The following is a 25,203-nucleotide window of genomic DNA, read 5'->3' on the forward strand; positions in this document are numbered from 1 at the left end:
GATGGAAAATGCCGGCTAGGGAAATGAGGGTTGAGATGTTCCTCAGGGCGCTCCTCAGGAGGGACTTCTCCAAAGCCAAGGTTCATCTGGAGAAGCTCCAAAAAATGGCTGGGAACGACGAATGGGGCAGGGGCTACGCGAGGGCTGTGAACGGTTTTCTCAGTGCGATCCAGGATAACGACCCCGATTCCCTTATAGTCCAGCTCATAAACGAGCACGACCGGGAGAAAGCCGAGAAGCTCATGGAGCACTTTGAGTCGATACTCAAACACGAATTCAGGGACGACTATGAGAAGGGCTACTACACCGCTTGGGTTGAGTTCCTGAAGGCGTACCTCTCCCAGAAGACCCTTGCATGAGGTGCTCGTATGGGAAAGGAGGAGCTCATGAAGAGGCTTGAGAGGAGGATAAAGGGCTGTCAGAAATGCCCCCTGGGCCAGCTCAGAACCAACGCCGTTCCCGGTGCGGGAAGCTACGATGCGGAGGTAATGTTCGTGGGAGAGGCCCCGGGGTACTGGGAGGACCAGAAGGGACTCCCCTTCGTTGGGAGGGCCGGAAAGGTTCTCGACGAGCTTTTGGGGGCCATAGGTCTCAGCAGGGAAGAGGTGTACATCACCAACATAGTCAAGTGCCGCCCGCCCGAAAACCGCGATCCAACTGAGGATGAAATAAAGGCCTGCTCCCCCTACCTCGACAGGCAGATAGACATAATCCGGCCGAAGGTCATAGTCCCTCTGGGCAGGTACTCGATGGGCTACATCCTTCGGAAGTTCGGCTTTGAGCCGGAGCCGATAAGCAAGATCCACGGAAAGACCTTTGAGGCGCACACCCTCTTCGGGAAGATCGTTATAATGCCGATGTATCACCCCGCCGCAGCCCTCTACAAGCCGCCTTTAAGGGAGGAGCTGAAAAAGGACTTTGAGAAGCTTAAAGAGGTAATAAAGTCAGATAAATGAATATTTTCCGATCTTCCTGATTACTTTTTCGAGTTATTTTGGCTGGTCTGGCGGTTTTGTGGGCTGAAAACTCTTATCTCGAAGCTTATTTTGCGAAAGGTTTTTATGGATTAAATGGACAATTATGTACTTGAGAATCCCCTTAAATGCAGTGGTGTCAAAAAGTCAGCAACTCCACTCTAAACTTGGAGTGGCCTCGTCGTGGATTTCAGGGAAACTTCGGCTTTCGAAGAAATCTTTCAGAAGAATCTATATTTGGTCTAAATATCTTTGGTTCAAACCCGCTGGAGGTGAAAACGTGTCGGACTTCGGTGTGCTGTCTTTGCTGCCCCCGCTTGTTGCTATTGGTCTTGCTATATGGACAAAGCGGGTAGTTTTGGCTCTGTTAGCCGGTGCCTGGATTGGGGGCCTTATGGTGGAGGGATGGAACCCAGTGACGGGAACCACCCAGACCCTTGAATGGGTAGTCGGCAGCGTGACGAGTGATTGGAACGCTAGGATATTGGTGTTTGACTTCCTGATAGGGGCAGGAGTTGGCTTGATCTACAAGTCTGGTGGAGTCCATGCCTTGGCAAAAGTCCTGGGAAGCAGGATCAAAACGAGTCGGGGCGCCGCGGTGCTGGGGTGGCTCATGGGCGTCCTGGTGTTCTTCGATGACTACACAAACACGATCATCGTTGGCAACACCATGAGGCCGATAACTGACAAGACCCGCGTTTCTAGGGAGATGCTGGCTTATATCGACGATTCCACGGCCGCGCCGGTCGCTGGCCTGGCACTGATATCCACGTGGATCGGCTACGAGCTGGCCATGATAGGTAAGGGCTTTGATGGTGCAAAGGTCGCTTACAATTCCTACGATGCGTGGCTTTCAAGCCTTCCCTTCAGGTTCTACTCGATCCTGGCGATAATCCTCGTCTTCATAGTAGCATACACCCACAGGCACTACGGAAAGATGCTCCATGCAGAATATCGCGCTAGGACAACGGGAAAAGTCCTCCGTGACGGGGCCAAGCCTTTGATGACCACCGAGACCGATCTCGGAGCCCCCCAGCCAAACGGAAGTCCCTGGGACTTCGTTATACCGATCCTCACCCTTGTGATAGTCTCGATCATCGGCCTCTGGTACACTGGAGCGGCCAACCTCTACGCCTACGATCAGGGGCTTGACTGGTGGACAGACCTCGACAACCCCTTCGGTGTGAGCTTTACCCACTACAGCTTCGTCGATGCATTCAGGGAAGCTGACGCCGCAACTGCCCTGCTCTGGGGTTCCTTCACCATGGTTCTGGTAGCAAGCATAATGCTCCTAGGAAGGAAGAAGATGACGATAGAGGAGTGGGAGGACACGGTTATCCGCGGTATGAAGCAGATGCTCTTCGCCAACACGATACTTGTCCTTGCATGGACTCTCGGAACCGCGGCAGACGCAGTTGGAACCGGGAGCTACGTAATCAACCTTGCCACCAGCTCCGGTCAGAACCTCGGCCCGTGGATGCCGCTGATAATGTTCCTGGCGGCTATGTTCGTGGCCTTCACCACCGGAACGAGCTGGGGAACCTTCTCCGTCATGGTGCCCCTGGGTGTCCAGCTGGGTCTTGCCTTCACCGGCGGCCAGGTGAACGACATAGTCTTTGCAACAATTGGAGCAACCTTCACCGGTGCCATCTTCGGCGACCACTGCTCCCCGATAAGCGATACCACCATCATGAGCTCCATGTTCAGCGGTTCCGATCACATAGACCACGTTACCACCCAGATACCATACGCCTTCACAGTGGCATCAATAGGCGCAGTCCTCTACCTCCTGTTTGCCGCGGGAATCCGCAGCTGGGTAATCCTCCTGACTCTTGGCATAGTGCTTCTCGTTGGCACATGGTACTTCCTGAGCGAGTGGTACGGCAAGAAGTACGGGATTCCACACGGAAAGGTGCCGATATACGTTGTCGAAGAATGAGCCCCTTTTCTTTTTTATTGCCATCAGACCAGCTAAAAGAAAAAGTCATTTCTGGAAGGCTGAAGAGACCAGTCCAACTGAGAACCCAACCCACGCCAGCAGGTAGCCCGATCCGATTCTAAGACTGCCCGTGCTCCTCCCGTTTCCGTAAACCAGTGCGAGCGTCAGGATCACCATTCCCACCAGGCCTATCCCATGACCGAACTTCCCTTTGAACAGGCCTGTAACTGCCCCGATGATTATGAGGGGAAAGGCGATGAAGGAAAGGAGCATTCCCGGGACTCCTCCCTTTTCTTCCAACCGAAGGTTTTGGTTGAGGACGTCCCTATTAAGGTACACGTTCCTGGCGACGTCTATGAAGCTCAGTCCTGCAGAATCCTTGTTGTCAGAATGCTCTCCAACGGAGGCTACCCCGAACATCTGGATTCCGGGTTCCTTGCTTCCGGGGGTGAACCATGGCATCGTCATGGCAACGATGACCAGCAGCGCCGCTAGGAAGGGCACTGGTTTCATGCTATCACCTCTTTGGTGATCTTAATTAAGCGAGCCGTTTATGAGCTTTTCGGCGTTAAAATTACTCTTTCCGTCTTTAGATCGGATACTCAGCCCCAAAGTTGTAATCGAACACGCGGGATACCATCTTCCCCAAAACTCTTTTATTTGTGTGGCCGTACCCCTGAGGGGTGTGGGGAGATGAGAGAAATTCAGAAAGCGGTCATTGGGCTGGTATCCTCTTTCAGCCCGGAGGAGACGGGCCTCAAACTATCCGGGATACTCGTTACACGCGAGAAGAACTCAGCATACAATTTCTCCCTCTTTGACGTGAGCGAGAGCGAGGTAGTCCTCATGCTTCAGATAGGGAGCGTTGTCGTTTACCTGGCCTTCGAGGGTGAGGAGGAAATCGATGAGGAAGAATACCCTGAACTCGTGGAAGAACTCATAGGGAAGTCCCTGCCAGGGGTTAAAGAACTCATCCGTACGATTGAGGGTTCAGGACTCGCGGAACCAAGGATCGTTTACGACGAGATGAGCCCCGAGCTTAAGGAGTTCATGTACGACGTCCTGATGAGGTATCTAAAGGGAAGGTCGGTTTACGACCAGACCGAGCTCGCATGATTGTCTGAATGACGGGTTTTTACAGGATTCTCATTGAGTTTCCGTCATCTTTCCAATTCGATGGGGAAAAGAGATTTAAGGCTGGTGACCTTCCCATATCCGATGCCCAATGACAGTCAGGAGTGAGTGTTTTTGGCGCTGAAGGTTCCCCCTTCTTCCTGAGGGTTAGTCTAAAGACTACAGGGCGGGATTGTTTTTGGAGTGATTAGGGGGGCTTTCTTTTGGCCGCCGTTTCGTTAGTGATTTTACAACGGGCCTAGCCAGGATAGGGAATTCCAGTTCGGATTCAGGCATCATACTCATTATTCCCTCGCTTTTGGGATTTCTTTCCAGACTTGGAGGAGATTTTAAGCGCGTATTAAAGGAGGTGTTGAAATGAAAGCCGTTCTGCCCGATTCGAAGATACCGAAGAAGTGGTACAACATACTGCCCGACCTTCCGGAGCAGCTGGCACCGCCGCTCGACCCGGAGACGGATGAGCCGATGGAGCCGGAGAAGCTCCTCAGGATTTTCGCTGGGGAGCTCGTGAAGCAGGAGATGAGCACGGAGAGGTATATTGAAATCCCCAAGAAAGTGCGCGAGCTCTACGCGAAAATAGGCCGCCCAACCCCGCTCTTCCGCGCCACGAACCTTGAGAAGGCCCTCGACACTCCAGCGAGGATTTACTTCAAGTACGAGGGAGCGACCGTGACTGGAAGCCACAAGATAAACACCGCACTGGCACAGGCATACTACGCGAAGGAGCAGGGTATAGAGAGGCTAGTTACAGAGACGGGGGCAGGTCAGTGGGGAACCGCGCTGAGCCTCGCGGGAGCGCTCCTCGGGCTGAAGGTCAGGGTTTACATGGCAAGGGCAAGCTACCAGCAGAAGCCATACAGGAAGACCATAATGCGCCTGTATGGAGCTGAAATCTATCCGAGCCCGAGCGACAGAACGGAGATAGGAAAGAAGTTCCTGGCTGAGGATCCGAACCACCCGGGTGGCCTAGGTATAGCGATAAGCGAGGCGATTGAAGATGTTTTAAGGGACGAGAAGGCCCGCTACGCCCTGGGAAGTGTCCTCAACCACGTCCTCATGCACCAGACGGTCATCGGCCTTGAAGCAATGGAGCAGATGAAGGGGTTTGAAGAGCCGGACGTCATAATCGGATGCGTCGGTGGAGGCAGCAACTTCGCCGGCTTGGCTTACCCCTTCGTCAGGGACGTCCTGAGTGGAAAAGATGACTACGAGTTCATAGCCGTCGAGCCAAGGGCAGCTCCATCGATGACGAGGGGAGTTTACAAGTACGACTACGGCGACTCCGGAGGATACACACCGAAGATGAAGATGCACACCCTCGGACACACCTACTACGTCCCGCCGATACACGCTGGCGGTCTGCGCTATCACGGGCTTGCACCGACGCTTAGCGTCCTGATAAACCACGGGATAGTGAAACCGGTAGCGTATCACCAGAACGAGGTCTTCCAGGCGGCCGAGCTGTTCGCGAAGACCGAAGGAATTATCCCGGCCCCGGAGAGCGCCCATGCCATAAAAGGGGCTATAGACCGCGCTCTGCAGGCAAAGAAAGAGGGAAGAGAAGAGGTCATCCTCTTCAACCTCAGCGGGCACGGCTTCCTCGACCTTGGGGGCTACGAGGATTACCTCAACGGGAAGCTGGAGGACTACGAGCCGGACTACTTCCCGGCGCTTGAATGATGGGAGGTCTTTTGGCTTTTGTTATTTCCATTCATTTGAGCCTGAGGAGGATCTTTCTCGGATAGAAGTTCAAACTCGCCCTCGCCTGCGGAAATTCCATTCCAAGGTTTATTCCGAGGCTCATCAGATCCCTCGGCCCGCGGACTTCCCATCTGCTCTCGGCCGAGCTCGTTATGAACCTTGGAACGGAGTACTTATCGACGAGCTGCCAGGTCTTGGCCATGAAGCGGAGGATCTGAACCCTCTCGTAGGGATTCGCCCTTAGGAGCGGTGCCAGCGAGAAGCCTATAGCGACGTTCCTCCTCGCGGCTATTCCGGCCAAGACGTGGTCAAAACCTGGATCCTTTCGCCCCAGCCAGGGGCTTATCAAAGCGTCCACGCCGGCCTCAAGGGCCGCCCGGTTGACCCTCATGTCCCCTCCCTGGACGTAGATAAGTGCCTTTAAGTTCCTGTTCTTTACTTCCCTGATCAGGCTCGGTTTTTTAGTTACTAGCAGGAGGGCGACCTTTCCGTACCTCCCCCGGAGCTCTTTGAGCTCTTCCTTGAGAGTGGGCCAGTCTGGGGAGTTCTCCAGGACGAGCGTCTTCGTGAAAACGACCTCGTCGAACCATTCTTTGGCCAGCTCGTAGGCTTCCTCGCTCCTCACGTCCATCTCGATGAAGTTGTCACGGGAGAACGAAACCTCCTCTGCCTCGGGGGAGTATTGGCTCCCGCTCATTCCTCCAGCCACTCCCTCACGGCTTTGACAACGGCTTCCTTTCTCATCGGAAAGGCCTTGGCCTTTATCCTGATCTGAATAACGTCTGCACCCTCATCTATCTCGACCTCGCCGAGGTAGGCCTTCTGCTTGTTGAAGCGGACGTAGAGGGTCCCCTCCTCATCAACCTTCTCATCGATGTGCTCGAGGAGGTAACTCCGGTCCTCTTCGCTCAGCAGTTCCTTGAAGTATTCTAGGAACTTTCTCACCGCTCTGCTCCTCTTGATCTCGGCGTTGACTACTTTGATGGGGTTGCCGAAAAAGCCCGCGGTCTCGTCAATGTCAAATATTATATCTTCGTCATCTATGTCCTCAGGTATGAAGGTCGCTATCGCCTCCAGAACCTTGTCCTCGTCCTCCGTTGCCTGGATGAAGGTTGTGAGCCTGATGTGGTGTGCCCTAAGTTTTGTCATTTTTTCCCACCGGGGAGGGGTGCGATGCCGGGCTTAAAAACCATTCCGCTGTTTATGGTCTCGAGGGGGAAGGGAGTGGCCCGAAGACCTCACGCCGGAACACCCACCAAATTGCCCCGCCTCTTAACGCTGAGGGCCAAAAATCCTGCAAGCAGGGTTTTAACAACGTCTACGGCCACAAAGGGGAGCACTCCAACCTCAAAGGCTCTTTCGGGGCTGTCCAGGAGGAGGGTCAACCTGGCCCAGCCGAGGAGGTAGATAACACCCAGGGCGAGCAGGCCGAGTGCAACGTGACGGAGCAATCCCCTGCTCTCGTATGCGAGACCTGCAACTGCCGCGGCTATCGGGAAGGCCATCAAATAACCCCCTGTGGGGCCGTAGATTACAGCTGGGCCTCCGCTGAACTTTGCAAAAACTGGAAGGCCAACGGCACCGGCTAGAAGGTAGGTTATCTGGCTTAAAAATCCCCTCTTGGCTCCCAGGAGGAACCCGCTGAGGAGCACGAAGAGAACTTGAAGGGTTACAGGCACTTCTCCGAGGGGAACGCTTATCCATGCCCCAAGGGCAGTCAGCGCTCCGAAGACCGAGGCGTAGCTTATGTCCTCAACGTCCACATCCCTCACCGACCCTTCGATTACGTTAACTTTTAAAATGTTTTAGGTTAACGAAGTTCCATGAAGCCCCTAAGAGACAGCCCCCAAAAGAGGAGGATCCTAGAATTCCTACGGAAGAACGACACCGTCAGCGGGGAACTTATAGGGAGGGAGCTGGGGATATCGAGAACCGCCGTTTGGAAGCACGTTGAGGAGCTCAAGGAGCTGGGATACGGGATAGAATCCACTTCCATTGGGTACCGGCTCGTTTACGATCCGGGAATACCTTACCCCTGGGAACTGGACGTTGAGTCGGTTTACTACAGGGTTACGAGGTCGACCATGGATGAAGCAAGAAAACTGGCGGAAAAAGGCTCTCCCTCGGGTCTCTTCGTGATAGCTGGGGAGCAGAGAAGCGGAAAGGGAAGGAGGGGTAGGGGGTGGCACTCACCTCCGGGGGGACTGTACTTTTCCCTGATCCTCAGGCCTGGTATGCCCATGGAGGACGTTAGAAGAGTTGAAGAGTCGGCGCTTCTGGCCGTTGAAGGATTCATGAACTCCCTCGGTCTGAATGCGGACGCATCTCGGAGGGGGATTATTGTAAATGGAAGAAAGATCGGGGGGATTCTAACTGAGGCCTACGGGGAGGTCGATGAGGTCAGGTTCGTGATCCTGGGGGTGGGCATCAACGTGAACAACCCCGTGCCAGAGGGGGCAACCTCCCTGTCCCTGGAGCTAGGGAAAAGTCCCAGCCTCCTTGAAGTTGCAAGGAGTCTGTTCGGGGTTCTGCTCAAAGAGCTGTCGTGGGCGGTGGGAGGGTGATAGAGTTCATTGACGTCAGTTATAGGTACCCGGACGGCACGGAGGCTCTGAAGAACGTCTCCCTCTCCATCGGAAAGGGGGTGACAGCCCTCCTCGGACCCAACGGGAGCGGAAAAACTACGCTTGCCCTCCACATGAACGGGATCCTGAAGCCTACGAAAGGGACTGTTCTCGTCAACGGGACAGACACGAGGAAGGCCAAGGCGGCCGAGCTTAGTAAGGTGGTTGGCTACGTCTTTCAGAATCCTGAGAGGATGTTCTTTGAGGAGACCGTGCTCAGGGAGGCCGCCTTCGGTCCTTCAAACCTCCAGTTGCCGCGGGAAGAGGTGCTGGAGAGGGCTTTCTCAGCGCTTAGGGCCCTTGGACTCGATGGTTACGAGGAGAGAAACCCGCTCTCCCTGAGCGGCGGTGAGCAGAAGAGGCTTGCAATAGCCTCGGTTCTTGCCATGGATCCTGAGTACATTGTTGTGGACGAACCCCTGGCCGGCCTCGACTGGAATGGAAGAACCGAGGTAATCCACGCCCTCCGAGAACTCGCGAAAAGGGGGCGGGGCGTGGTCGTTATAACCCACGATGCCGAGCTCGCCCTGGAGCTGGCTGAGAGGATCGTTCTGATGGATAAGGGAAGGATGGTTTTCGAGGGGAGCGTGGGGGAGTTTCTTGCCATGGATCTTGAAAAATACGGAGTGAAAACCCCTGATTTCCTGAGGATATCGAGGGAGCTCGGACTCGGCTCGGTTAGGAGCGTTTCGGAACTCCTGGAACTTTTAAGGGGGAGGACGTTGGGATGAGAAGTAAAGGTGGGCTTGGCCTCTCCTCAGAATTTTTTTGTGCGGTTCTTGTCTCAATTACCGCTCCTTTCATGGGGATGAGGGGCCTCCTCCTGGTTCTGGGCTTTCTGCTGATTGGAATGTGGCTGATGGAGGTTGAGTTCGGGGTTCTTCTGGACGGTTTAAAGGTAGTTCTCCCGTTTATCGCTATTGCGGTGGTGTTGAGACTCACTTTTGGGGTGGGAAGTTCCTCAACTCCTACTGGGTCCCTTGAGTATTTCCTCAGGCTTCTCCTGATGTTCCTCCCATTCTTGATCCTGGCAGAGACATCAAAGCCCAGTGAGCTCAGGGACTTGCTCCTGAACCTGGGGTTCCCCCTGTGGCTGGTGATCTCTGTGTTTTTACTAATGAAGAACGTGGAGGCCGGTAAGAGGATCCTGAGGGAGGTGAAGATCGCCCAAACCTCCCGGGGGATGGATTTTAACCGGGGAAACTTTGTGGCGAGACTCTGGAACTCGAAAACCCTCGTGATTCCCCTGGTTGCGTGGGGGCTGGTGAGGTCTGGCGACCTTTCGAGGTCACTTGAGGCCAGGGGCTTCTCGCTTGAGAAGAAGCCGACGACCCTCACTGATGGGGGAATTGGGGGAAAAGATATTCTGACAATGGGAGTGATGCTTCTTATCCTTGCAATAGCTCTAAAACTGTAAAAGAGAAGTGCAATTAAAAGATAGAGCTGGATCACTTAGTCTTGCCCTTGTTGGCCCTTACGCTGGGCCTGACCTTCTCGGCACCCTTACCCTTGTTCCTAAGTCCCCTGCTCTTCCTGCCGGCGCTGGTGAGGCCGCGGAAGACGCGTCCCTTGTGGGCCTTGCCGGCTATCCAGTTGATCTTCGGGTCGCTCTTGATGACCGGGTGGTGCGGATCAACGAGAATGACCTCGAACCACTTGTACATACCGTCCTCTCCGACCCAGTAGGAGTTGAGAACCTCAAGGTTCGGGTACTTTCTAGCTGCTTTCTCCTCGGCTATCCACTGGAGGCTCTTCTTCGGTGAGTACTTGACCATACCCATCTTGCTCGGCTTCCTGCCGCCCTTCCACCTAGGCCTCTTTCTGCCGCCCTTCCTAACCCTGACGCGGACGATGACGTAGCCCTGCTTGGCCTGGTAACCGAGGCTCCTAGCGCGGTCGAGCCTCGTCGGCCTCTCGGCGCGGACGACGACCGGCTCTCTCCTCCACTTTATCATCCTGACCTTGAGAAGGTCCCCAACGTAGCTCTTCTTCGGGCTCTTCCAGGCTTCCCTAATGTACTTGTACATGCTCATCTCGTTCACCTCTTCTTCCCTGTTTGTGGTTCTCCCTTACGGGAACATCCCGCGGGTCTGCCCCGCCTAGTCGGTCGAGGTTGGAGGTTGAGTTTTTAAGGGTTGCGATCCGTGGTAGGATGGCATACCGGGACTCTTGGGGGATTCGTTTTTATGGATGGGCCTAAATAAGGGGCGGCTTTATTTTTCTTCGATTTCGTGGATTCCCCCCTCTTTGGTCAGGTTTTTGAGTTTCTCGAGCTTCATCAGCTTGTAGTCCTTCTCTGGTGACGGTGCAAGATAGATTGGCGTGGTGGAGTTTCCCATGAACTGCCATGTTCCTATGAGCTTGAAGTAGACGTGATCCCCATCGTCCGCTGTTTTACCAACCCACACGTCGACGGTAACTCCCTCGAGTTTCTGGTTGAACTGGAGGGTGAGCGTTCCTGTTTCCAGCTCTTCAGAACAGGTTGGATTTCCTATCTCCTTTCCTGTTAGGAACTTGTACATCTTTCCGTCAAACTCGTATACTTCAACCTGTCCAATTTCGGGGGTTACGTAGGTGAAGGCAACTGAACAGTCGGTAAGGATCTCCCCCTTGATCTGGTATACCCCCTCATATTCACCGTGCTCGCTCGAACCCCTTTGAAGGGTTACCGAAATGAGCTTTGGAGGGGCAGGATTGGCCTTCTCCATGATATCCCCCCAGAACACCCCCACCACCAGCACCGCGGCGAAGAAGGCCGTGGCTATGACGGCGACTTTTCGGTCCATCCTACCACCCTAACATGTTCGTCATCCTGTTTGATATAGCTTTTGTGCAGGTAGTTACTCTGCCATGGAATAAAGATGAAACCCGGTTCTTCTGCAAACCTTAAAAAGTCCCGGATTCATATGAGTCACAGGTGGTAGCATGGACATCCTGGGCTGGCTGGTGTTTTTCGCGTACGCTCCTGCTCTGATCCTGCTTTGGTACTTCTACCATGAGGACAGGCTCGAGCCTGAGCCGAAAAAGTACGTCCTGATGACGTTCCTCTTAGGTGCCACCCTTTCTGTGGCGGTAGCGTTTGTTGTGGAGGCGCTTCTTACACCCCGGTGGGGATACCAGAGGTCCCTCCTTCCTGCGGGGGCGTTCTACATGGCCCTCGTTGCGGGTGTGGTTGAGGAGCCTTCAAAAGCCCTGGCGATCCTTTATCCTTTCAGGGCTGGCCAGATGGACGGCATAATGGACGGCGTTGTTTACGGAGTCGCGGCAGGGCTCGGCTTTGCGGCGACCGAGAACTTCCTCTACGGACTGGGATACGGCCTCCATGTAACCGTGTTCAGGGCGTTCCTTACCCCATTCGCCCACGGCACCTGGAGCGCCATAGTGGGGGTCGGCTACGGCCTGCTCTCTGAGGGGAAGGCAGATTCAGTGGGGGGCTTCCTCATGACTGCCATGCTTCTCCACTTCCTCTGGGACTACTTCGCCTTCCTCAGCGTTGCCGTTCCTGCCTACGACATAATGCTGATACTGCTCCTCTTCGTCAACGTCGCCATCCTGAGGTACCTCCTCCTCATGGGGAGGGCTGAAGACGAGCAGAAAAGGTGGTACTACGTCCTGCGGGGTATGTGGAGGTGATAGTGTGAAAGATCCGCGTGAACTCGTGGAGGAGGCGCTCTTCGAGGCGAGGCCCTACGTTGAATACAGCGATCGGCTCAGATCCGTGATCCTATCGGCTCTTAAGGAGACGGGTGATGTTGAAGAGCTTAAGGCTAGGATCGAGTCCCTTATGGAAAAAGAAAGCGAGCCGTTTAAAACTGATCTCAGGATATTCCTGCAGAAGCTTGAGGGCCTTTTGGGATGATATCTTTGACCTTTTCTTTGTTTTCGTCTTTCTGAATGAGATTCAAGTCCAGAATGGACACTTTAATCCAAAATTCTTCCCTTGGAGTTGTTAAAACGTACCTTAGCAAAGATTAAAAACCATGAACTAAAAAATCTAAACTTGGGAAACTCTCGCGAGGTGAAGAAAGTGAGAAGAACCTCCCTGTTGCTCCCGGTTGCTTTGGCCCTCATTGCGGTGGGTGCGGTTCACTTCTTGATGGTCTACACACTGGAGGAGAACGAGAGTTCTGTGAATTCGTCCCTTGAATACAACATCTCACCTGAGGCCCTTGGTGAAGCCTACGTTTACACGTATCATATGAGGGGCTCGGGCTTCATGACGCCCTCTGAGGATGGTGTGGGTATAATATGCCCCGGGAAGTTTGGAGCCTTTTATGGGGTGGACATCAACCGCGAAACGGTCTTTATAACGGCTGAGAATTTAACCAACAAAGCCAGGAGAGGCCTCAGGGATCCGTACCTCATAGTTGAACGGATTCTCAAGGATCAGAGATCCAAAGTGATCAAGGAAGAAAACGGAACTCGGGTTTTGAAGCTGTACTGGAACACCTCCGAGAAATACGGTCCTGAAACTGTTGTAATCCACCACACCCTCAGGGCGGTGTTCCAGAACGGCTCCCCCGTTGAGGTCTACGAGAGTCATACCAATGAAATCGTAAACGACTCACCCAGTGTTATCGTGGACTACGTGGACACTAGGTCGGTTTACACCATAAGAAAGACTTACTGTTGGCCCGATATCTTCGGCAGGAATAAAACCGTGCTGAGGTGGTACCTAGAATTGTTGTTCAAAGGAGTCTCCAGGCCTAGTTAATTGATTAAGAACTCGACTATAAACCTCTACGGGGGAGAGTTCTATTATCTATCCTGCTTTTTCCGAGTATTAAAAACCGAGTCCGAAAAGTATTTAAATCATCTTGAATGTTCGCCGATGGTATACCTGGGGGGGAGATAATGAAAAAAACCCTCTTGATCTTTTTAATAAGCTTGGTGATCATAACAGCCGGCTGTCTCGGAGGGGAGACGACAAAAACCAGCCCGACTAGTTCAGTAATAACTCACTCTGAGAAAACTACTTCCTCCACCACGGCAACCCACGGAAGTACTGAGGGGCTTACAAAGGGGGACTTACTGTCGGTTCTTGACAACATAACGACAGTGAGGTACACGATAAAAATGACCGGGGACGTAGAGCTAACCAACCTGACTTCCAATGAAACTATCGACGGGGAGATCTACTCCAACTTTACTGGGAGCTTCGATCTAAAGAACAGCCTTGGCTTTTGGGATCTTAACATCAGCGTAAAAGCTCCAGGAACGAATGGGGGAATGGAAAAGGAGATGGGCATGAAGTACTTTGTTAATGGTACGAAGACCTATGTGAACCTTAACGGACAGTGGTTCAGGGTTAACACTAATATCCCAGCCTTTGAGCATCGGAGAGAAGCTTCCTTGGAGATAGACTACGTTAAGAGAATTCTCAGAAAGACCGACTCAGTACTCAGGAAAACTGGGGCCGGGTACGTCCTAGTATCTAACGTCACGTTTAATGACTTACGGGGTATCCAAGCTGAACTCGGAAACCTCATTGGGGGCATCTTTGGCATGAGGGTCACCACAAACAAGGGGGTGGGTAGGGTGTACTTTGATCAAAACGGAACGCCCCGCGTTATAAAAACGTACATTGACTTCACGATTACTTTTAAAGAGGATCTGCGTTTTAGGTACAGAATCCACAAAACAACGGTGATTACGGACATAAACAAAGCCAGGGTGCCCGTACCGCGGGGGATTGAGGACGCACCTCTTCTCAACGATGGCTCCTCGATCTGACGCCTATCTCCACTTTTTGCAGACTATTTAAAGTAGTCCGCAAAATTTGAATACAAAAAGTATTTAAGGATCCCTTCGATGTTTCTCTGGTCACAACAGCAGGAGGTAACGCCATGAGGAAGATACTGGCGTTGTTTATAGTGGGGTTTGTGGTCTTTGCAAGCGGGTGCGTGGAGGAGAAAACCGGGCTCACGAAGGAGGATATCCTTAACGCTTTGGAATCCATAAACACCATGGAATACGGAGAGAACATCACCATAAGCATGCACGCGAAAGATCCCATGAGCAATGAAACCCTGAGCGTTAGGGAGAGTATTGCCATCCGCGCGCTCATCGACGGCACGAAGAACGTCTCTTTAGTTCGCGGAAACGTTACAGTCCACGCTAACGGTGATGCTCTGTACATACCATTGGAGGCTTACGTCAACGGCACCAGCGCGTTTATAAACATAAACGGAACCTGGTACGACGTGAGGAACATGACCCAGGCATACGAAGAACTTTATCAGGGTAATGCAGACATTAAATACTTGGAAAAACTCATACGGGAGAAGGACATAGAGATAGAGCAGAGGGGAGACCTTTACGTGTTCAGAACAAACATCACCTTTGATGAGCTCATGAACGTCCTTAACAGGAGCACCGTCCTCCACAACTTGATGGACATGGCAAACATGAGCGTCAGAACGAACGAGGGATGGATCGAGGTTGGCTTCAAAGAAGACGGAACACCGGTTTATCTCAAGGACTACTTCAACATCACTATGACGTTCCACGTTTCACAGTCGATGATAGTGAACTCCACCATCGACCAGAGCTCCATTAACCCAAGCATTGAATTCATAATACAGGACAGCGAGAGGATATTCAGCATAAACGAGCCGCTGAACATAACTAAGCCGCAGGGAGTTGAGAACGCAGAGCCGTTGGTCAAATCACCGTTTGTAGGGTAGATGAGAACCCTTTAAGAACTTCAACTTTCTATTTTTTCAATCCCCTTTTTCTGGAGCCTCTTGGAATTTCAGGCGGAAAAAACAAGGGAAAATGGGTTTAAGATGTCTTCAGCTAAGCCCCCCTCGTGGCCACTATTTTTATTCCCTCCCACTCTGCAACTACCCGGCCGATCTCAATAGGTGCCTTTAGCTTCAGTCCGGCCAGGAACCTCATCAGTTTGGGTATCTTATCCTTCGGCACAGGTTCGGCAGTCTTGACGCTCACCGTTGGGAGGGCGCCCCCTTCAACGGGCACAACGCTCATCACGATCCTCTTCGGACTGGTAACCTCCTCTATCGCCCACTCCTGACCGCGCGGACAGGTGTGCCCTGTGACGTCCACGATCTTCCCGTTCTCCACTTTGACCTCGATCGAGCATCCTAGGGGACAGACGATGCAGGTGAAGCGGTAAACTTTCATGCCCCCACCACCTCGACGGTGAGCTTTTCTCCAGCCTTCTGGATTTCCTCCGCCTTAAGCTTCAGCCTTATCATCTCGGCCGGCTTCACCACTGGTAGGCGGAGGCGCTTCCCTATCTCCGGAACCCTTACCTCGACGTCCTCCATCGGCCTTGCAACGCGAAGGTAGAGGTGTACATCGCGGTCGCCGCTTAGGTAGTGCGGAGCTATTAGGCGTACGTTCTCACCCTTCTCCACCTTCACCCAATTCCTGCTCTCTATTCCTCCCTTATCAATGAACTCTTTGGCAGCTTCGGCGGCAAGTTCGCCCTGCTCAGCCACGTAGTCAACGAGGTCGTTTATGAGGAGGGAGTTTCCGGCAACGAATATCCCTGGAACGCTCGTCTCAAGTCTATCGTTTACGATTGGGCCGCCCGTTGCCGGGTCAATTTCAACGCCTATCTTCTTCAGCTTCTTAACGCTCGGAACCAGCCCTGCGGATATGACCAGGGTGTCTGCCTCGATCCAGAACTCGCTTCCCGGGACTTCGTTGAAGTTCTCGTCCACTTTAACCACTTTGACCCTCTGGACTCTTCCCCTTCCGCGGACTTCAACGACCTTATGGCTCAGGTAGAGCGGGATGTTGAAGTCCTTCAGTATCATCACGTTCCTTGCAAGGCCTCCCGGATAGGGCATGAGCTCAACGACGGCCTTAACCTTCGCGCCCTCGAGGGCAAACCTCCGCGCCATTATCAAGCCGACATCACCGGAGCCGACTATCACAATCTCCTTGCCCGGAAGGATGCCGTAAACATCCATGAGGGTTTGGGCCTCTCCGGCTGTGTAAATTCCTGCAACGCGGTCTCCGACTATGCCGATCTCGAAGGCGTGCCTCTCCCTCGCTCCGGCCGCGTAGATGATCGCCTTCGCCCAGGCCTGATAAACTCCAGCGGGCGAGGTGAAAATCACAACCTTCTCAAGGTCGGAGTAGTTCCTTATCTCAAGAACCCTGGAAGAGGTTCTGTACTCAACGCCGAGCTCTACCATTCTCCTCGCCAGCCTCGACGCAAACTCCGGCCCGGTCAGCTCCTCCTTGAAGTAGTGGAGGCCGAAGCCGGGGTGTATGCACTGCGGGAGGATTCCGCCCAAGTAATCGTTCTCATCGAGGAGGAGCACGTTGAGTCCGAGCTCCTTGGCTTTTACGGCAGCTGCCATTCCAGCTGGGCCGCCGCCTATGACAACGACGTCGTAGGAAAGCATTGGAATCTGCGGCATCGGCTCCATCATGCTTCATCCCCCCTGAGAAGGGCCTTGACGTCACCTATTCCAATCTCGCTTCCCCTTCCCTTGAGGGTTATTTTCCAGGGCTCAACACCGTATTCTCTGGCGAGAAGCTGGACGATTCTCGGCCTGCAGAAGCTTCCCTGGCAGGTTCCAGTTGTTGCCTTCGTCCTGAACTTGACGGAATCGACGCTCGGCGTTTTAACCCCTATGAACTTCATCCTCTCGATGGCCTCTAGGATATCCCCCTCGCTCACGTGGTTGCATCTGCACACTATCTTTCCATAGGCAGGGTTCCGTTTTACCATCTCGTTCGCCTTCTCCGGCGGAAGCATGAAGAAGTGCGTTATCTCCTTTCTGTACGGATTCCACCTCTCCTTCTCCACGAGTTTAACGCCGAGGTCGCGCTGGATGATCTCAGCGACCTCGTATGCTATGGCAGGGGCGCTCGTTAAACCCGGGGAGCGTATCCCCGCTACGTTTATGAAGCCCTGAACCTCCTCTTCGGCCTTGATTATGAAGTCCCCACCTGTTGGCTCAGGTCTTAAACCTGCGAACGTCCTTATCACCTTGCTTTTAGGTGGGAGGTTTGGCCAGAGCTTCCTGGCTCCTTCCCAGACCTCCCTGAGGCCCTCCTCAGTCGTGGCGAAGTCCTCCTTCTCCTCGGGCGGAAGATCCTGGGCGTTCGGCCCTATCATCATGTGGCCGCTGACCTCGGTGGTTACGACTATTCCCTTGCTTACGGGCGTGGGTGTCGGGAAGAGAACCCTCCTCGGTCCGGGAACATCGTCGTCAAAGAGGTAGTACTCGCCCTTCCTCGGGTGTATCTCGAAGTAGTCTATCCCGGCCATCCGGGCGATTTTGTCCGCGTAGAGACCGGCGGCGTTTATAACAATGTCCGCCTCGATGAAGCCGTTGTTGGTTTCGACCCCCTTCACCTCGCCGTTCTCGACCTTTATGCCTGTAACCTCGGTCTCAAGGTGCGTTTTAACTCCGTTCGCCACGGCGTTCTCGACTAGGGCTATAACTGCTGGAATCGGAGCTATCTGCCCGACTATCGGAACCCAGAGGGCGCCTATAGCCTCTTTGGTAAGACCCGGCTCGAGGTGGAAGAGCTCATCCCCCTCGACTATCCTCATCTCGGGGACGCCGTTTTTCCTCCCCCTCTCCAGGAGCTTCTCAAGCTCGTCGAAGTCCTCCTCCTTCGTGGCGACTATCAAAGCACCGTTCCAGACATGGGCTATCTGAAGCTCCTTAACCCACTGGTGCCAAATCCGGTTCCCGCGGATGCAGAGTCTTGCCCTCACCGGATACTTCTCGGGATCGTCGTCGTAGCCGCCGTGGATGAGGGCGGTGTTGGCCTTGCTGACTCCCCATCCGACGTCGGGAGCTTTCTCTATTAGATGAACCTCAAGGTTCTCGTATCTGCTCAGGACGCGCGCTATGCTAGCGCCGCTTATTCCAGCGCCAATTATGGCCACTCTCGTCTTCATGCTCGCACCTCCAAACTAAAACGAAAAACGGATTTTTTCATTTTAAAGCTTTCTCTAACCTTTGGTTTAGCCTATGGACTGTCAGAGGACGGTTTTGAACATAAAAAGGGAGGACAAGGGTGAACACCAGGAAAATGAACAGTTATGTTCCTCATGTTACTTGGCCCCAACTACCCTAGCCCAGCCCATCGCCCTCTTCACAGCCTCCTTCCAGCCGCGGTAGAGCCTTTCGCGCGTCTCCTCATCCATCCTGGGTTCGAAGACCTTCTCGGCTTTCCAGAGATCCTTTATCTCTTCAAGGCTCTCCCAGTAGCCGATGGCCAGTCCTGCGAGATAAGCGGCTCCGAGTGCTGTGGTTTCCTTCACAACGGGCCTTATGACTTTTCTGTTCAGTATATCCGCCTGGAACTGCATGAGGAAGTCGTTTGCAGTGACTCCTCCGTCGACGCGGAGGTCCTTAATCTGGACGAGCTTTTCCATCTCCTCAACGACGTCCCTCGTGAGGTATGCGATGGCCTCAAGCGTCGCCCTCGCCAGGTGCTCCCTGCCGGTACCGCGTGTTATGCCGATTATCAGCCCGCGCGCGAACTGATCCCAGTAGGGCGCCCCAAGGCCGACGAAGGCGGGAACGAAGTAGACCCCCTCGTTGCTCTCAAGCTTCGTTGCAAGCTCCTCGGTCTCCGAGGCGTGTTGGATTATCTTTATTCCATCCCTGAGCCACTGAACGGCGGCACCGGTCACAAAAACGCTTCCCTCAAGGGCGTAGCTGACCCTTCCCCTGAGGCCCCAGGCTATCGTCGTGAGTAGGTTCTCGGAGTAGCGCACCATCTTTCCAGTGTTGGCCAGGATGAAGCTCCCCGTTCCGTATGTCGCCTTCACCATTCCAGTCTCGAAGGCTGCCTGGCCGAAGAGAGCCGCCTGCTGGTCGCCGGCGTCGCCGCTAACGGGGATTTCAGCACCTAGGATTTCCCTCTTCGTGTAGCCGTAGACCTCGCTTGATTCCCTAACCTCGGGAAGGACGCTCTCAGGGATGTCGAAGAGCTCCAGCAGTTCTCCGTCCCACTCCAGCTTGCGTATGTTGAAGAGCATCGTCCTTGAGGCGTTGGAGTAGTCGGTGACGTGCTTTCCTGTGAGGCGGTAGATGAGGAATGTATCGACAGTTCCAAAGAGGACTTCGCCCCTCTCCGCCTTCCCCCTGAGGCCGGGCACGTTGTCGAGGAGCCACTTGAGCTTTGAGGCAGAGAAGTAGGCATCGGGAACAAGGCCCGTCTTCTTCTTTATCATAGCTCCGTACTCGCGCTTTATCTCCTCTACCATCTCCGCGGTTCTCCTGCACTGCCAGACTATCGCGTTGTATAGCGGCTTTCCCTCTCTGTCCCATACGAGCGTCGTTTCGCGCTGATTTGTGATGCCTATGCCCGCTATCTGGCTTGGCTCGATTTTGGCCCTATCAATTGCGGTTTTTATGGCCCTAAGCTGGGCCTCCCAGATTTCCTCGGGATTGTGCTCAACCCATCCAGGCTTGGGATAGTGCTGGGGGAACTCGTACTGCCCAACCCCGTGGACGTTGCTCTCCCTGTCGAAGATTATCGCCCTCGCCGATGTGGTCCCCTCGTCAAGAGAGAGTATGAACTTGTCCATCCATGCTCACCAAAAATGATAGACGACTGGAGAATTTATTAGGGTTTCCGCGTTCACCGTTTTGGTTTCCATCGCCCAAAAATAAAAGGACACGATCCCGTAAAAGCTACCTCACCTCAACCCGAGCCCGGTTAGGTAGTTGAGCATCCTCTCAACGTCGTTGACAATGAGAACGTCGAAGAGACCGCCGAGCCTCACCAGATTGTCGTTGGCATAGTAGAGTTCCTCGTTGAGCGACCAGAGGGCTATCCTGAGGCCAGCACTTCTTGCCATCTGAAGGGCCCCAACGGTCTTCTCAACACCGAGGAGGGCCATCGCGTCAATCGGGGGGTTGAGGGACCATGGTTTTAGTTCGGCTATTAGATGGGGAAGCTGCGCCAGTGCCTCCTCCTTGTCTACTAGGATCCCAATCTTGGTCTCATCGTCGTACTTGCGGTATTCGCGGAGGGCATCGATGTTGAAGGACGAGACGAGGATTCTATCGGGGTTATTCGCCTTTATAAGCTCCGCAGTCTTCTCCACCGCATCGATGTCCTTGAGCTCGACGTTGATTATAACGTCCTCCGGAAGGGCCTCAAAGACCTCCTCAAGGGTGGGGATCCTCTCCCCGTTCCCGAAGTCGAGGGACTTGAGCTCCTCAAGCGTCATCTCCTTGACCTTACCGCTTCCGTTGCTCACCCTGTCAACGGTCTCGTCGTGGATAACCACCACTTCCCCGTCCTTTGTGAGCCAGACGTCGAGTTCAACTCCATCTGCTCCGGCCTCTACAGCTTTTTTGAACGCCAGAAGGGTGTTCTCGGGGTACTTCGCGGAGTAGCCCCTGTGCCCAAGAACCAGGGTTTTATTCCAGTTCACCATTAGAGTTCACCTCCGTCATCTTGGCCCCTGCGGTAGAAAAACCTTTCTCAACATAGCGGGATCGTCGGAGATCACGACGTCCGCGAGGGGCTCTAACCGGGGAACCCAGAGGAGTTCGTCCATTTTGTAGTTCCACAGGTACAGCTTGAAACCCCTCTTTCTCAGTGTCCTCAGCAGGGCAGTGAACGGACCGTAGCCCACGTACGAAACGCCGTCTATCGGCACGTGGATGGAGTAGAGTCCCCTCAGCCTCGGGATCCACGCGACGGAGGAATAGCCGACGATAGAGAAGCCCACCCGGCAGTAGGGGCATTCATGGAGCAGTGCCCTGGCCGTTCCCGGGTCATCGGTGGAAAAAACAGTTCTCTCCACTGCCCCATATTTCTCGATGAGATCAAGGGCCTCTTCCCCGGCTTCCGCCTCCTTCACGTCCACGTCGAGGTGTACTGGGGGAAGCTCCCTCAGCAGGGCATCAACCGTTGGGATAAGCTTTCCAAGGGGGTGGAGCCTTCTGAGCTCTGGGAGGGTGAGGTCTTTGAGGTAGTAGCGCTCTTTTCCAACCGTGAAATGTTCGTCGTGGTGCACCACGACCTTTCCGTCCCCGGTCGTTCTCACGTCGAACTCTATCCCCTGGGCGTACCTTATGGCCCTCCGGAAAGCCGGCAACGTGTTCTCCAGTTCTCCCCTGAAACCCCTGTGTCCAAGGATGAGCACTCCCATCTTGCCCTATTATGTTCAAAAAACCCTTAAAAATCCTTCTTTCCATCCCTCAAGGATTAAAATAGAGGGGTGATGAACTTGACCGAGTTCAGGTACAGCAGAATCTTCCTGCTTGGTTTCGGTTTCTTCGGTATAAGCATAATCTGGGCCCTCTACAACGCGTACATTCCGATATTCCTCCAGGACACCTTTGGAATGGGCAAGACTGTAACGGGCTTCATCATGACCATCGACAACCTTTTTGCGGTTCTCCTGCTCCCCTTCCTCGGGGCCCTTAGCGACATGACGCGGACCAGGTTTGGGAGGAGAAAGCCGTACATACTCCTCGGTGCTCCATCCGCCGCGCTTATGTTTGCCCTCATTCCGATAGCAAGGGATCACGGCAGTCTGGCCCTGTTCATGGGGACGATAATCCTGATGAACTTCTTCATGGCACTCTTCCGCTCCCCCGTCGTTGCCTTCATGCCAGACATAACCCCGAGTGAGAAGAGGAGCCAGGCCAACGGCATAATCAACTTCATGGGCGGACTCGGGGCTCTGCTTGCTTATTTCGGCGGTAAAGTTCTCTACGACATTAACTACGCCTATCCATTCTACGCCGGTGCGCTCATAATGCTCCTCGCCAACCTTTTCGTTGTCCTTTTCGTTCCCGAGCCCGAGGAGTACCGCGTTCCCGGAAAGAAGATCAGCATCAGAAAGCTCCTCTCCGAAACTTCTCACAAGAGCTTCGGCGAACTCAAGGAAAACCTCAAGGACGTCTTCGCCAGCCACGAGAGAAGCCTGCTCGCTATTCTGCTGGCCATCTTCCTCTGGTTCGTTGCCTTCAACTCCCTCGAAACGTTCTTCACCAGCTACTTCAAGTACCACCTCTTTGGCATCCCCGTGGGGGCCCCCGAGACGGAACTGACGCGGAAGATAGAGAGCACTGGCGCCTTCATGCTCGGAGCGGTATCACTCAGCTTCATGCTTTCGGCGATCCCCGCGGGGTTCCTCGGCGCCAGGATCGGCAGGAGGAAGACCATAACGATTGGCCTTGTGATAGTGGCCCTCATGGTGATCACCGCCTACTTCCTCGGTCAGGCCCACAGGCCCGAGAGCCCCTCCCTTTCGGATCCCGTCGTCATGGAGTTCATGGGGCTCTTCTTTATAGCGGGTATTGGGTGGGCCATGGTCAACGTCAATTCCCTGCCGATGGTCGTCGACATGACGACCGAGGAGAAGCTTGGCGGCTACACTGGCCTCTATTACTTCTTCAGCCAGGCCGCCAACCTGGTCGCCCCACCGCTCGCGGGCATTTTCATCGACCTCCTCGGTTACTGGACTCTCCTGCCCTTCGCCACGGTATTCTTCCTCCTGGCGGCGCTGGTAGTCCAGTTCGTCAGGAGGGGAGACGTGGTCAGAACGAAGGGCGGCGCCCTCGACTACGTTCCGGACATGGATTGACTCTCCTCTCCCTTTCCTTTGTGTGGAGTGGGAGATTAGGAATGGTTTATTGAGTAATTGAGGTGGGTGGTTGCAATGGAAGGAGATAAAGGATTCAAGTGGGGTGTTGTCCTCGGCCTCGCCCTGTTGGGCTTCAGCAGGAGCGTTGGATGGGCGCTGAACAAGGGGCTCTCTTTTCCCCTGCTTTCGAGCTACACGGAGTCCCCCCTTGTGAAGGGAACAATACTGGCCCTTGAGGGCCTTATTGGAATAATAATCCCGCCGCTCCTCGGCTATTACAGCGATACCCTCCGGTCGAAGCACGGCAGGAGGAGACCGTTTGTCATGATGGGCGGTGTGCTGGCCGGGATCGCCGCGCTCTTCATATACACAGCCTACGCATTGGGCATCCCCCTCGCCTGGTTCGCCCTGTCTCTGGCGTTCTTCTACTTCTCGATGCACCTCTACACTGCTCAGTACCGGGCGCTGATGCCGGATACCGTTGAGAGCGGTCAGAGGGGGCAGGCTAGTGGGATAATAACCCTATTCGAGTGGGCCGGGAACCTCTTCCTCTTTGGACTTGCGGGCCTTTTGATCGCGAAGGCCGTTGCCGAAACTGGGGAAAAGGAGGGCATACAGGCCCTTGCTCAAACTCCTTACCTCAAGATCCCGTTCCTCGTTACGGCGCTCTTCCTCATCGGTGCGGCGCTCTTTGTGTATTTCGTGGTCAGGGAGCCAGAAAGCCCGGAGGTTGAGGAGAACGAGAGTCTCGGAAGCTACCTAAAGAGCATAGTTGAGAACAGGGACTTTCTCAAGTTCTACACGGCCCAGACCCTCTGGTGGATGAGCTTCGAGTTCATAGGGGTATTCCTGTACGGAATTCTGGCCTTCATACTCTACGGTTCGGCGGGTGAAGAGAACATAAAGGCAGTTACCTCCCTGGGCCTATATTTAATGGCCCTATTCAACGTCACCGTGCTCATCGGGGCCCTTCCAGGGGGCATTATCTATGACAAGCTCGGGAGGAGGTTGAGCATAATCCTCGGCGGCGTCATCTTCGCGATCCCCCTGCTGTGGGGGTGGTTCATAACGACCAAGGCAGAGATAACGATAGCCCTCGGAATAGCTGGAGTAGGCTGGGGAATCCTCATGGCGGCGTCTTACCCAGTCATAGGCGACCTCCTGACCAGGTTCGAGAAGGAGGCCTTCACTGGGAGATACTACGGCTTCTTCGAGGCAACGCGCTCCCTGCCGGTTCTGCTGGCTGGGATCATCGGTGGAGCGGTGGTTCAGCTGGCCGGGAATAACTACCGCGTTCTCTTCCCGCTCGGCGCCGTACTGGTCCTCCTCGCGATGCCGATGGTGTGGATGATGAAGAACCTGGAGGCGAAGGGGGTGGAGAGATGATAGGCCCGTTTCTCTCCATCATCGTTTTCCTCGTGTTCGTTTTTATCGCGTTTGTAGCCTTCGTGGGCTACAAGATGGTCAGGCCTCCGAGGCTCATCGAGGAATGGACGCCGAAGGATCTGGGCTTTGACTACGAGGATGTAACATTCGAAACGGAGGACGGGCTCAAGCTCAGCGGCTGGTGGATCGACAACGGGAGTGATAAAACCATCATCCCGCTCCACGGCTACACGGCGAGCAGATGGTATTCGCTCTACATGAGGCCGACGATAGAGTTTCTCTTGAGGGAGGGCTACAACGTCCTGGCCTTTGACTTCCGAGCCCACGGAAAGAGTGAGGGGAAGTACACCACCGTTGGGGATAGGGAGTTGCTCGACGTCAGGGCCGCCGTGGAATGGCTGAAAAAGACTCACCCGGAGAAGGCGGGCAAAATCGGACTCACCGGCTTCTCAATGGGGGCTATGGTCACCATAAGGTCGCTCGCGGAGATCGAGGAGGTCTGCTGCGGCGTTGCCGACAGTCCGCCGATGGACCTGGACAGGACGGGAGCGAGGGGACTTAAATACTTCGCAAACCTTCCTGAGTGGCTTTACCTCTTCGTTAAGCCCTTCACAAAGCTCTTCAGCGGCGGAAAGGAAATCCATCCCATAGAGTATGCCGATAGGGTGAAAAAGCCCCTCCTCCTGATAGCAGGCGAAAAGGATCCCCTCGTTAAGGTCGAGGAGGTGAGGGAGTTCTACGAGAGAAACGGGAAGATCAACCCGAACGTTGAACTCTGGATCACTGACGCCCCCCACGTCAGAACCCTAAAGCTCCACCCCGAGGAGTGGAAGGCTAAAGTCGGAGAGTTCCTGAGAAAGTGGGTGGGCTGATCTCCTCTTTTTT

The 25,203-nt window shown here is 54.2% G+C and carries 28 protein-coding genes; 16 read left to right on the forward strand and 12 right to left on the reverse strand.

Annotated features, from left to right (window positions below; genetic code table 11):
• Nucleotides 1-8: 8 nt before the first annotated feature.
• From A3L09_RS03640 to A3L09_RS03650, 3 genes are all read left to right on the forward strand, one after another.
• Nucleotides 9-359 carry a hypothetical protein gene (locus A3L09_RS03640; RefSeq protein WP_088857666.1) on the forward strand — a complete coding sequence of 117 codons (351 nt, stop codon included), beginning with the start codon at nt 9-11 and terminating at the stop codon, nt 357-359.
• Nucleotides 360-368: 9 nt separating this feature from the next.
• Nucleotides 369-956 carry a type-4 uracil-DNA glycosylase gene (udg, locus tag A3L09_RS03645; protein ID WP_088857667.1) on the forward strand — a complete coding sequence of 196 codons (588 nt, stop codon included), beginning with the start codon at nt 369-371 and terminating at the stop codon, nt 954-956.
• A 298-nt stretch (nt 957-1,254) separates the two neighbouring features.
• Nucleotides 1,255-2,913, forward strand: coding sequence for a Na+/H+ antiporter NhaC family protein (locus A3L09_RS03650; protein WP_088857668.1), 1,659 nt, complete (start codon nt 1,255-1,257; stop codon nt 2,911-2,913).
• Between the two features lie 45 nt (nt 2,914-2,958).
• Here the strand turns inward: A3L09_RS03650 and A3L09_RS03655 are convergent, their stop codons facing one another.
• Nucleotides 2,959-3,426, reverse strand: coding sequence for a LuxR family transcriptional regulator (locus tag A3L09_RS03655; protein WP_088857669.1), 468 nt, complete (start codon nt 3,424-3,426; stop codon nt 2,959-2,961).
• A gap of 180 nt (nt 3,427-3,606) precedes the next feature.
• On the opposite strand from A3L09_RS03655, the gene A3L09_RS03660 reads away from it, so the two are divergent.
• Both A3L09_RS03660 and A3L09_RS03665 read left to right on the forward strand, forming a co-directional pair.
• The gene (locus tag A3L09_RS03660; protein ID WP_088857670.1) at nt 3,607-4,029 is read left to right on the forward strand and encodes a hypothetical protein; all 423 of its coding nucleotides are present in this window, start codon (nt 3,607-3,609) and stop codon (nt 4,027-4,029) included.
• 375 nt (nt 4,030-4,404) lie between these two features.
• Nucleotides 4,405-5,727 carry a TrpB-like pyridoxal phosphate-dependent enzyme gene (locus A3L09_RS03665; protein ID WP_088857671.1) on the forward strand — a complete coding sequence of 441 codons (1,323 nt, stop codon included), beginning with the start codon at nt 4,405-4,407 and terminating at the stop codon, nt 5,725-5,727.
• Nucleotides 5,728-5,758: 31 nt separating this feature from the next.
• Here the strand turns inward: A3L09_RS03665 and A3L09_RS03670 are convergent, their stop codons facing one another.
• The 3 genes from A3L09_RS03670 to A3L09_RS03680 form a co-directional block, all read right to left on the reverse strand.
• Nucleotides 5,759-6,445, reverse strand: coding sequence for a Ribonuclease P protein component 3 (locus A3L09_RS03670; protein ID WP_088857672.1), 687 nt, complete (start codon nt 6,443-6,445; stop codon nt 5,759-5,761).
• Nucleotides 6,442-6,897, reverse strand: coding sequence for an RNA-binding protein (locus tag A3L09_RS03675; protein ID WP_088857673.1), 456 nt, complete (start codon nt 6,895-6,897; stop codon nt 6,442-6,444). Before A3L09_RS03675 ends, A3L09_RS03670 begins: the two co-directional genes overlap by 4 nt.
• 89 nt (nt 6,898-6,986) lie before the next feature.
• The gene (locus tag A3L09_RS03680; RefSeq protein ID WP_335755349.1) at nt 6,987-7,520 is read right to left on the reverse strand and encodes a biotin transporter BioY; all 534 of its coding nucleotides are present in this window, start codon (nt 7,518-7,520) and stop codon (nt 6,987-6,989) included.
• A 51-nt stretch (nt 7,521-7,571) separates the two neighbouring features.
• Here A3L09_RS03680 and A3L09_RS03685 point away from each other — a divergent pair, with 51 nt between their 5' ends.
• The 3 genes from A3L09_RS03685 (at nt 7,572) to A3L09_RS03695 (ending at nt 9,789) form a co-directional block, all read left to right on the forward strand.
• Nucleotides 7,572-8,312 (forward strand): biotin--[acetyl-CoA-carboxylase] ligase, encoded by a 741-nt coding sequence (locus tag A3L09_RS03685; protein ID WP_088857675.1) that lies wholly within the window; start codon nt 7,572-7,574, stop codon nt 8,310-8,312.
• The gene (locus A3L09_RS03690) at nt 8,309-9,103 is read left to right on the forward strand and encodes an energy-coupling factor ABC transporter ATP-binding protein (RefSeq protein ID WP_088857676.1); all 795 of its coding nucleotides are present in this window, start codon (nt 8,309-8,311) and stop codon (nt 9,101-9,103) included. Before A3L09_RS03685 ends, A3L09_RS03690 begins: the two co-directional genes overlap by 4 nt.
• A gap of 77 nt (nt 9,104-9,180) precedes the next feature.
• Nucleotides 9,181-9,789, forward strand: a complete 609-nt coding sequence (locus A3L09_RS03695; protein ID WP_232473572.1) for an energy-coupling factor transporter transmembrane component T family protein — start codon at nt 9,181-9,183, stop codon at nt 9,787-9,789.
• Nucleotides 9,790-9,820: 31 nt separating this feature from the next.
• Here the strand turns inward: A3L09_RS03695 and A3L09_RS03700 are convergent, their stop codons facing one another.
• Together A3L09_RS03700 and A3L09_RS03705 are read right to left on the reverse strand one after the other, a co-directional pair.
• Nucleotides 9,821-10,405, reverse strand: coding sequence for a 50S ribosomal protein L15e (locus A3L09_RS03700; RefSeq protein WP_088857678.1), 585 nt, complete (start codon nt 10,403-10,405; stop codon nt 9,821-9,823).
• A 180-nt stretch (nt 10,406-10,585) separates the two neighbouring features.
• Nucleotides 10,586-11,158 carry a hypothetical protein gene (locus A3L09_RS03705; RefSeq protein ID WP_088857679.1) on the reverse strand — a complete coding sequence of 191 codons (573 nt, stop codon included), beginning with the start codon at nt 11,156-11,158 and terminating at the stop codon, nt 10,586-10,588.
• 139 nt (nt 11,159-11,297) lie between these two features.
• Between A3L09_RS03705 and A3L09_RS03710 the strand changes: the two genes are divergently transcribed.
• The 5 genes from A3L09_RS03710 to A3L09_RS03730 all read left to right on the forward strand — a co-directional run bounded on the left by A3L09_RS03710 (nt 11,298) and on the right by A3L09_RS03730 (nt 15,058).
• Nucleotides 11,298-12,005, forward strand: a complete 708-nt coding sequence (locus tag A3L09_RS03710) for a PrsW family intramembrane metalloprotease (RefSeq protein ID WP_088857680.1) — start codon at nt 11,298-11,300, stop codon at nt 12,003-12,005.
• Between the two features lie 4 nt (nt 12,006-12,009).
• On the forward strand, nt 12,010-12,231 hold the full coding sequence (locus A3L09_RS03715; RefSeq protein ID WP_088857681.1) for a hypothetical protein: 222 nt from the start codon (nt 12,010-12,012) through the stop codon (nt 12,229-12,231).
• 168 nt (nt 12,232-12,399) lie between these two features.
• Nucleotides 12,400-13,086 carry a hypothetical protein gene (locus A3L09_RS03720; RefSeq protein ID WP_088857682.1) on the forward strand — a complete coding sequence of 229 codons (687 nt, stop codon included), beginning with the start codon at nt 12,400-12,402 and terminating at the stop codon, nt 13,084-13,086.
• A gap of 140 nt (nt 13,087-13,226) precedes the next feature.
• The gene (locus tag A3L09_RS03725; RefSeq protein WP_088857683.1) at nt 13,227-14,105 is read left to right on the forward strand and encodes a hypothetical protein; all 879 of its coding nucleotides are present in this window, start codon (nt 13,227-13,229) and stop codon (nt 14,103-14,105) included.
• Nucleotides 14,106-14,218: 113 nt separating this feature from the next.
• Entirely contained in the window at nt 14,219-15,058 is an 840-nt protein-coding gene (locus A3L09_RS03730) for an META domain-containing protein (RefSeq protein ID WP_088857684.1), read from the forward strand.
• A 112-nt stretch (nt 15,059-15,170) separates the two neighbouring features.
• Here A3L09_RS03730 and A3L09_RS03735 read toward each other — a convergent pair whose 3' ends face one another.
• From A3L09_RS03735 to A3L09_RS03760, 6 genes are all read right to left on the reverse strand, one after another.
• A complete protein-coding gene (locus tag A3L09_RS03735) occupies nt 15,171-15,518 on the reverse strand; it encodes a DUF1667 domain-containing protein (RefSeq protein WP_088857685.1) in 348 nt (115 codons plus the stop codon).
• On the reverse strand, nt 15,515-16,780 hold the full coding sequence (locus A3L09_RS03740) for an NAD(P)/FAD-dependent oxidoreductase (protein WP_232473607.1): 1,266 nt from the start codon (nt 16,778-16,780) through the stop codon (nt 15,515-15,517). The genes A3L09_RS03735 and A3L09_RS03740 overlap by 4 nt, the downstream gene beginning before the upstream one ends.
• Entirely contained in the window at nt 16,780-18,270 is a 1,491-nt protein-coding gene (locus tag A3L09_RS03745; RefSeq protein WP_088857686.1) for an NAD(P)/FAD-dependent oxidoreductase, read from the reverse strand. The genes A3L09_RS03740 and A3L09_RS03745 overlap by 1 nt, the downstream gene beginning before the upstream one ends.
• Before the next feature lie 156 nt (nt 18,271-18,426).
• Entirely contained in the window at nt 18,427-19,911 is a 1,485-nt protein-coding gene (gene glpK / locus A3L09_RS03750; protein WP_088857687.1) for a glycerol kinase GlpK, read from the reverse strand.
• A gap of 111 nt (nt 19,912-20,022) precedes the next feature.
• On the reverse strand, nt 20,023-20,769 hold the full coding sequence (locus tag A3L09_RS03755) for a glycerophosphodiester phosphodiesterase family protein (RefSeq protein WP_088857688.1): 747 nt from the start codon (nt 20,767-20,769) through the stop codon (nt 20,023-20,025).
• Between the two features lie 15 nt (nt 20,770-20,784).
• Nucleotides 20,785-21,489 carry a glycerophosphodiester phosphodiesterase family protein gene (locus A3L09_RS03760; RefSeq protein WP_088857689.1) on the reverse strand — a complete coding sequence of 235 codons (705 nt, stop codon included), beginning with the start codon at nt 21,487-21,489 and terminating at the stop codon, nt 20,785-20,787.
• A gap of 72 nt (nt 21,490-21,561) precedes the next feature.
• Between A3L09_RS03760 and A3L09_RS03765 the strand changes: the two genes are divergently transcribed.
• From A3L09_RS03765 to A3L09_RS03775, 3 genes are all read left to right on the forward strand, one after another.
• Nucleotides 21,562-22,932 (forward strand): SLC45 family MFS transporter, encoded by a 1,371-nt coding sequence (locus A3L09_RS03765; protein ID WP_088857690.1) that lies wholly within the window; start codon nt 21,562-21,564, stop codon nt 22,930-22,932.
• Nucleotides 22,933-23,007: 75 nt separating this feature from the next.
• On the forward strand, nt 23,008-24,318 hold the full coding sequence (locus A3L09_RS03770) for an MFS transporter (protein WP_088857691.1): 1,311 nt from the start codon (nt 23,008-23,010) through the stop codon (nt 24,316-24,318).
• Nucleotides 24,315-25,190, forward strand: a complete 876-nt coding sequence (locus A3L09_RS03775; protein ID WP_088857692.1) for an alpha/beta hydrolase — start codon at nt 24,315-24,317, stop codon at nt 25,188-25,190. Before A3L09_RS03770 ends, A3L09_RS03775 begins: the two co-directional genes overlap by 4 nt.
• The last annotated feature ends 13 nt before the right edge of the window (nt 25,191-25,203 follow it).

The organism is Thermococcus profundus (assembly GCF_002214585.1).
GTDB lineage: Archaea > Methanobacteriota_B > Thermococci > Thermococcales > Thermococcaceae > Thermococcus > Thermococcus profundus.

Excerpts from the sequence above, each read along its gene's own strand:
- A3L09_RS03725 (WP_088857683.1), top strand. The coding sequence starts at position 13,227 with ATGAAAAAAACCCTCTTGATCTTTTTAATAAGCTTGGTGATCATAACA.
- A3L09_RS03660 (WP_088857670.1), top strand. The coding sequence starts at position 3,607 with ATGAGAGAAATTCAGAAAGCGGTCATTGGGCTGGTATCCTCTTTCAGC.
- A3L09_RS03705 (WP_088857679.1), bottom strand. The coding sequence starts at position 11,158 with ATGGACCGAAAAGTCGCCGTCATAGCCACGGCCTTCTTCGCCGCGGTG.
- A3L09_RS03640 (WP_088857666.1), top strand. The coding sequence starts at position 9 with ATGCCGGCTAGGGAAATGAGGGTTGAGATGTTCCTCAGGGCGCTCCTC.
- A3L09_RS03730 (WP_088857684.1), top strand. The coding sequence starts at position 14,219 with ATGAGGAAGATACTGGCGTTGTTTATAGTGGGGTTTGTGGTCTTTGCA.
- A3L09_RS03755 (WP_088857688.1), bottom strand. The coding sequence starts at position 20,769 with ATGGTGAACTGGAATAAAACCCTGGTTCTTGGGCACAGGGGCTACTCC.
- A3L09_RS03770 (WP_088857691.1), top strand. The coding sequence starts at position 23,008 with ATGGAAGGAGATAAAGGATTCAAGTGGGGTGTTGTCCTCGGCCTCGCC.
- A3L09_RS03655 (WP_088857669.1), bottom strand. The coding sequence starts at position 3,426 with ATGAAACCAGTGCCCTTCCTAGCGGCGCTGCTGGTCATCGTTGCCATG.
- glpK (WP_088857687.1), bottom strand. The coding sequence starts at position 19,911 with ATGGACAAGTTCATACTCTCTCTTGACGAGGGGACCACATCGGCGAGG.
- A3L09_RS03675 (WP_088857673.1), bottom strand. The coding sequence starts at position 6,897 with ATGACAAAACTTAGGGCACACCACATCAGGCTCACAACCTTCATCCAG.
- A3L09_RS03685 (WP_088857675.1), top strand. The coding sequence starts at position 7,572 with ATGAAGCCCCTAAGAGACAGCCCCCAAAAGAGGAGGATCCTAGAATTC.
- A3L09_RS03695 (WP_232473572.1), top strand. The coding sequence starts at position 9,181 with ATGAGGGGCCTCCTCCTGGTTCTGGGCTTTCTGCTGATTGGAATGTGG.
- A3L09_RS03745 (WP_088857686.1), bottom strand. The coding sequence starts at position 18,270 with ATGAAGACGAGAGTGGCCATAATTGGCGCTGGAATAAGCGGCGCTAGC.
- A3L09_RS03665 (WP_088857671.1), top strand. The coding sequence starts at position 4,405 with ATGAAAGCCGTTCTGCCCGATTCGAAGATACCGAAGAAGTGGTACAAC.
- A3L09_RS03700 (WP_088857678.1), bottom strand. The coding sequence starts at position 10,405 with ATGAGCATGTACAAGTACATTAGGGAAGCCTGGAAGAGCCCGAAGAAG.
- A3L09_RS03735 (WP_088857685.1), bottom strand. The coding sequence starts at position 15,518 with ATGAAAGTTTACCGCTTCACCTGCATCGTCTGTCCCCTAGGATGCTCG.
- A3L09_RS03760 (WP_088857689.1), bottom strand. The coding sequence starts at position 21,489 with ATGGGAGTGCTCATCCTTGGACACAGGGGTTTCAGGGGAGAACTGGAG.
- A3L09_RS03740 (WP_232473607.1), bottom strand. The coding sequence starts at position 16,780 with ATGGAGCCGATGCCGCAGATTCCAATGCTTTCCTACGACGTCGTTGTC.
- udg (WP_088857667.1), top strand. The coding sequence starts at position 369 with ATGGGAAAGGAGGAGCTCATGAAGAGGCTTGAGAGGAGGATAAAGGGC.
- A3L09_RS03775 (WP_088857692.1), top strand. The coding sequence starts at position 24,315 with ATGATAGGCCCGTTTCTCTCCATCATCGTTTTCCTCGTGTTCGTTTTT.
- A3L09_RS03765 (WP_088857690.1), top strand. The coding sequence starts at position 21,562 with ATGAACTTGACCGAGTTCAGGTACAGCAGAATCTTCCTGCTTGGTTTC.
- A3L09_RS03670 (WP_088857672.1), bottom strand. The coding sequence starts at position 6,445 with ATGAGCGGGAGCCAATACTCCCCCGAGGCAGAGGAGGTTTCGTTCTCC.
- A3L09_RS03710 (WP_088857680.1), top strand. The coding sequence starts at position 11,298 with ATGGACATCCTGGGCTGGCTGGTGTTTTTCGCGTACGCTCCTGCTCTG.